Genomic DNA, 1206 nt, shown 5'->3' with positions numbered 1-1206 from the left:
CAGACCAGACCAGACCAGACCAGACCAGACCAGACCAGACCTAATATGTAGAGGATACATATATAATGATAGCAATATTATAATAATTAATAATAAATTACAAGCTATAGAGCAAATAAAAATAGTAGCATAAATTGTTTATACCTGAATTTATATATTTTTGCATGAAACTTGCAGATATAATAATTTATATAAAAGTAGAATTAATAAATAAACTATCTTTGTGGATATAGCTAAAAATTTTATAATAGTTTCCGTAAATAAAATATTTAATAGAAATTAATTATATAATTAAGGAGACAAAATTGAAAAAAGTAGTTTTTATTACAGGAGGAAATAGAGGTATAGGATTAGAACTATGCAGGAAATTTGCTTTAGAATATAACTTTAAAGTTTATATGGGATGTAGAGATATTGATAAAGCTAAAGAAGCTATAAAATCAATTGGAAATCCATCTAATATAATACCTATAAGAATAGATGTTGAATTTGAATATTCAATATCCAAAGCTTATCAAGAATATTTAAAACTAAAAGATAAAGATGAACAATTATATATATTTATAAATAATGCTGCTGCTCAATTAGATTGGATACCTTTCAAATCTCATATAAAAACTTTAGAAATACCTATAGATTTACTTGATAAAATATATAGAATAAATGTATTTTCTTCAATACTTACAACAAAATATTTTTTGAACTCTTTTGAAAATGGAGCAAGAATAGTTAATGTTACTTCAGGTTCTGGAGAATTATGGCATCCTGATGCAGAAAAAGATTTTCAAATAGGATATGCAAGTACGAAAACAGCATTGATGATGGTTACAAAGAAACTTAGTGGTGCTGTTAAAGACAAAAATATTTATGTTAATTGTGTTTGTCCTGGTTGGTGTAAAACTTCTATGGGTGGAGATACAGCACCAACAACAGCTGAAGATGGAGCTAATTCCATTATACAAGCCTGTTTTTTAAATGAAGAAAATCCACCTACTGGAAAATATTTTAGATATGGTCAAAGAATACCTATAGACATATACCCTACTTCTAATAATAATGAATATATATATATACAACAATTAGAAAAAATAAAAGAGAATATTAATAAACTGGCTTGGTGGATACCAATAAGAAAATGGCGTGATAACTTTAGAAATAAAATGTTAAATACAGACCAGACCAGACCAGACCAGACCAGACCAGACC

1 protein-coding gene is annotated in these 1206 nt (G+C 27.1%); it reads left to right on the top strand.

The features are described from left to right. Positions 1 to 305: 305 nt before the first annotated feature. Positions 306 to 1206: SDR family NAD(P)-dependent oxidoreductase (locus tag F811_RS0100020; protein WP_020003284.1), on the top strand; the 901-nt coding region annotated here is incomplete at its 3' end.

Source organism: Brachyspira innocens ATCC 29796 (assembly GCF_000384655.1).
GTDB lineage: Bacteria > Spirochaetota > Brachyspiria > Brachyspirales > Brachyspiraceae > Brachyspira > Brachyspira innocens.
The sequence above is the reverse complement of the archived record's forward strand: the minus strand, read 5'-3'. Positions and strand labels throughout refer to the sequence as shown.